6 protein-coding genes are annotated in these 4143 nt (G+C 60.8%); 2 read left to right on the top strand and 4 right to left on the bottom strand.

Going from position 1 to position 4143, the window contains the following annotated elements; genetic code table 11:
• Both AC1DUU_RS25055 and AC1DUU_RS25050 read right to left on the bottom strand, forming a co-directional pair.
• Positions 1-342 (bottom strand): lyase family protein (locus AC1DUU_RS25055; RefSeq protein ID WP_476786077.1); only part of this gene is annotated, 342 nt, incomplete at its 3' end.
• 181 nt (positions 343-523) lie between these two features.
• Positions 524-703 carry a CsbD family protein gene (locus AC1DUU_RS25050; RefSeq protein ID WP_476786076.1) on the bottom strand — a complete coding sequence of 60 codons (180 nt, stop codon included), beginning with the start codon at positions 701-703 and terminating at the stop codon, positions 524-526.
• Positions 704-818: 115 nt separating this feature from the next.
• Between AC1DUU_RS25050 and AC1DUU_RS25045 the strand changes: the two genes are divergently transcribed.
• Positions 819-2264: a patatin-like phospholipase family protein gene (locus AC1DUU_RS25045; protein WP_476786075.1), complete on the top strand. Its 1446-nt coding sequence runs from the start codon at positions 819-821 to the stop codon at positions 2262-2264.
• A 212-nt stretch (positions 2265-2476) separates the two neighbouring features.
• Here the strand turns inward: AC1DUU_RS25045 and AC1DUU_RS25040 are convergent, their stop codons facing one another.
• Entirely contained in the window at positions 2477-2833 is a 357-nt protein-coding gene (locus AC1DUU_RS25040) for a DUF4406 domain-containing protein (protein ID WP_476786078.1), read from the bottom strand.
• A gap of 121 nt (positions 2834-2954) precedes the next feature.
• Between AC1DUU_RS25040 and AC1DUU_RS25035 the strand changes: the two genes are divergently transcribed.
• Entirely contained in the window at positions 2955-3716 is a 762-nt protein-coding gene (locus tag AC1DUU_RS25035) for a DeoR/GlpR family DNA-binding transcription regulator (protein ID WP_476786074.1), read from the top strand.
• Between the two features lie 88 nt (positions 3717-3804).
• Here the strand turns inward: AC1DUU_RS25035 and AC1DUU_RS25030 are convergent.
• Positions 3805-4143 (bottom strand): TCP-1/cpn60 chaperonin family protein (locus AC1DUU_RS25030; RefSeq protein WP_476786073.1); only part of this gene is annotated, 339 nt, incomplete at its 5' end.

Below are 4143 nucleotides of genomic sequence, written 5' to 3'. Positions count from 1 at the left end.
GTTCGAGATCACCTCATTGGCGTTCATGTTCGACTGCGTGCCCGAGCCGGTCTGCCAGACGACCAGCGGGAAATGGTCGTTGAGCTTGCCGTCGATGACTTCCTGCGCGGCAGCCACCACTGTTTCGCCGATCTTGGGATCGAGGCGGCCAAGCGCCATGTTGGCTTCGGCGCAGGCGCGTTTGACTATGCCGAGCGCGCGCACGACCGACAGCGGCTGCTTTTCCCAGCCGATCTTGAAATTGCCCAGCGAACGTTGCGCCTGCGCCCCCCAATAGCGGTCGGCGGCGACCTCGATCGGTCCGAAGGTGTCGGTCTCGGTTCTGGTCTTCTGGGCTGTCACGATCTGTCTCCGCAAAATGTCGTTGCGGGCATCGGCCTATCGCGTTGCACACAAGGCTTCAAGCGGAGATTGGCGACGAGTAAGAACCTAATCGGTTCAGCTTGGATGTCGTGTGAAGTTCGACGCTCCTGGCATGAGAAAAGGCGGCCGAAGCCGCCTCGTTTCCCGCAAGAACTTGTGGTCAAAGCGCCTTCTTGATCTTTTCCTTGGTGTCGCCATAGGCCTTCTGCACCTTGCCGGCGACCTTCTCGGCGGTGCCTTTGGCCTGGGTTTCCCTGTCGCCTGTGGCCTTGCCGGCCGCTTCCTTGACGGAGCCGGCAATCTGTTTGCCGACACCCTTGACCTGATCCTTGTTCACCATTTCGCATCTCCTGTGGCTTATGCGCGGGATCAACGTGCGGGACGCCGAGGGGTTCCCCTGTTGCGGTGTTTCGATATAGCTGGCGGGCTGGTCGGTTCAGAAGTCGGGGGAATGGATGCGGTGGGCAGTTAGTGTAGCGTTAGCCGCGAGCCTTGCTTTGGCCGGCTGTGCGGCCGGCGATGTCGGTCCGATCAACACGCTCACCTCGCAGGTCGGCCAGTCCTCGCCGGAATTCATCCCGGAGCCGGGCGATGATGGCTCGACGGTGGTGGGGCTTGCCTTTTCCGGAGGTGGCATGCGGGCCGCTGCTTTCGCTTATGGCGTGTTGCGCGAACTCGACGACACCATCATCGACGAGCAACCGGCAACGCGCAGCCTCGCCGATAGCATCCGCATGATTTCGGGCGCGTCGGGYGGTGCGGTCGCCGCTTCATATTTTGGCTACAGGGGAAGGGACGACTACCGCGATTTCCGTGAACGGTTTCTGATCCGGGACGCTGAAGCCTATCTCAGGAAATCAAGAATATCGCCGCTCAATCTTGCGCGCGCGCTCAACGGCGGCGTCAACGACCGCAACAGTTTCGCCAAATGGCTCGACGACAACCTCTTCGATGGTGCGACCTACGCGAGTTTGCGACGCTCCGACGCTCCGATCGTCTGGATAAACGCCTCCGATATCTACAATCGCACGCCGTTCCTGTTCACCTACGATACGTTCGCCGCCCTGTGCAGCGATCTCGACAAGGTCCGCCTTGCCGATGCCGTTGCCGCGTCGGCCGCTGTTCCAGTCATCTTTGCGCCGGTGGTCATCTCCGCAACCAGCCCGAAATGCGGATACAGCAAGCCTGAGTGGCTAAGCCGCGCGCTTGCCGATGYCGACGCCTCAATCCGTCTTAAGGCCTATGCCGGCGCCTTGAAGGCCTATCAAGAAGCTGACCGCCTCGACTATGTGAAACTGCTTGATGGCGGACTGACCGATAATCTCGGCATCACCGGCTTCACCATCGAGCGCTCGTCAGCTGGCACACCCTATGGACCGCTGTCGCCGGCGGCGGCCGTAAAGCTGCGGACGCTACTGTTCCTTGTTGCCGACGCTGGCCGCGACCAGGAGGTGGATTGGGGTGAACGGATAGAAGGTCCCAGGTTGGCCAACCTTCTCGAAGCCGCGACCAATACTTCTTTTTCGGCCTCGGTTCGCGATCAGCTGGATGCGCTGAAATTCGCCGTCAGTGAGTGGCGTGGCGAACTCATCCGCTATCGCTGCAGCCTGCCGGCTGAGGCCGTCAGGCGCCTCCGCGGTTCGCTGGCAGGCTGGGATTGCCGCGACGTGCGCCTGGTGGTCGAGCATCTGTCGTTTTCGGATCTTGATGGCTCGGCGCAAGCCGAGCTCAACCGCGTTCCGACCCGACTGAAACTGCCGATCGATCAGGTCGACCTTACCATCGCGGCAGGGCGCGAGACACTTAGGGTCAATGATCGGTTTCAGGAGGCCGTTGCCGACATCCGCCGCCACGCCGGCGTGTTGGACGCCCTGCAAATCGCATCTCGCGGCGCGAACTGACCGGCTCGGCGGCTGCAGGAGAGCATGAATCAGAACGCCTCCGGCACTCGTTAAAAGTGCTGGAGGCGTCCTAGATGTCCTTTGGTATTCCTTTTGGATTGCTCCATCCAGACGTGCCTCGGACCTGCATGAAACGACCATCGCCGCAAAAGGTTCCATCTCGTTGCGATTTATTTTGAGAAAATTTTCGCGACGAAAAAGGATGCCTGTCCTCACGCCAGCCCGGGCACTTCAGACAGGTCGTAATAGATCTTGAGGCCGCGTTCCAAGGCCAGCCGCACATCCTCATCCGCGCCTTTGGAGGCGCCTGGCAAGCGCAGGACGRCATCGCAATGGCGCAATAGCCGGTCGGCGACCGGGTAGGCGAATTCGTCATAGAGCGGATCGCCAGCCCCTTTCGAGCCGACCTGCCGCCCGAGCGGAAGTGCCACCCATTCACCGATCATCGGGATGTGGCCGGCGCGAAACAGCGGAACGGCGACGCTTTCGAGGCGGTTCAGATTTTCCTCCATCTTGATGGGGTCGTCGCCGGTGCCGGAACGATAGGGGCCGGCGATCAAGATGAGTATTGGTTTCGTAACAGTGTTCATGAGGTGTCCTGAAATTGTACGAATCTGCACGAAATTGATATAGCTTCGTGCGGTATCATGCAATATCGTGTGACATTACCGACCTGATGGAATTGCAAAAGTGCTCACAAGCCAACGAAAACGCCTGATCCTCGACCTTCTTGCCAAGGACGGGCAGGTGGTCGCCAAGCATCTCAGCCACCAACTGGAGTTGTCGGAAGACACGATCAGGCGCGATCTCAGGGAGCTCGCGGCGGAAGGATTGCTGTTGCGGGTGCATGGCGGCGCGATGCCGGTGTCGCCAACGGTGGTTTCGATCGGCGAACGCCGAACCATGGCGATGGACGCCAAGTCGGCGCTCGGCAAGGCAGGGGCGGCGATGATCAGGGATGGCATGTCGGTGGTGTTCGATGGTGGCACCTCGAACCTGGAGATCATCCGTCACCTCCCGGTCGCGGCCCGCTTCACGGCAATCACCCACAGCCCGACCGTCGCGGTAGCACTTGAGGACAAACCGCAAGTGGAGGCGGTGATCATCGGCGGGAAACTGTTCCGTCACTCGATGGTAGCAGTTGGAGCATTGGCGGCCGAAGCGATATCGCGCATCCGTGCCGATCTGTTTTTCCTCGGCGTCACCGGCGTCCATGTGACGGAAGGGTTGACCACGGGCGATATGGAGGAGGCGGCGATCAAGCGGCAGCTCGTATCCTGCTCCGCCGAAACTGTCGTGCTTGCGACAAGCGACAAGCTAGGTGCCGTGTCGCCATTTCAGGTTGGCGGTCTCAATGACATCGCCACATTGATCGTCGACGGCAAGGCAGCGCAAGACCGTATCGCGGCGTTCTCTCACGCTGGCATTTCGGTCATGCGCGCCGAGTATTGATCATCCTCGCAGGTCGTAGAGAAGCGCAGCGCAACGAAAAAGGGCGCCCGAAGGCGCCCTTTCCCTAAACTCGAGCCAGGTGGCTGGATTAGAAATCCATGCCGCCCATACCGCCCATGCCGCCCATGCCGCCAGGCATGCCGCCGCCAGCCGATTCCTTCTTCGGAGTTTCGGCGATCATGGCTTCGGTGGTGACGAGCAGGCCGGCAACCGAGGCTGCGTCCTGAAGTGCGGTGCGGACAACCTTGACGGGGTCGACGATGCCCATGGCGATCATGTCGCCATACTCGTCGGTCGCGGCGTTGTAGCCGAAGGTAGCCCCCTTGTTGTCAAGGATCTTGCCGGCGACGATCGAAGCTTCAGCACCTGCGTTCGAAGCGATCTGGCGGGCCGGAGCCTGCAGAGCGCGACGGACGATGTTGATGCC

This window comes from Aminobacter sp. P4_H6_2 (genome assembly GCF_056400805.1).
Note: the sequence above shows the minus strand (reverse complement) of the source record. Positions and strands in the feature narration are given on the sequence as shown.

What these genes read in the sequence shown, in the direction of transcription:
- AC1DUU_RS25050 (WP_476786076.1), bottom strand. Translation starts at nt 703, where the DNA reads ATGGTGAACAAGGATCAGGTCAAGGGTGTCGGCAAACAGATTGCCGGC.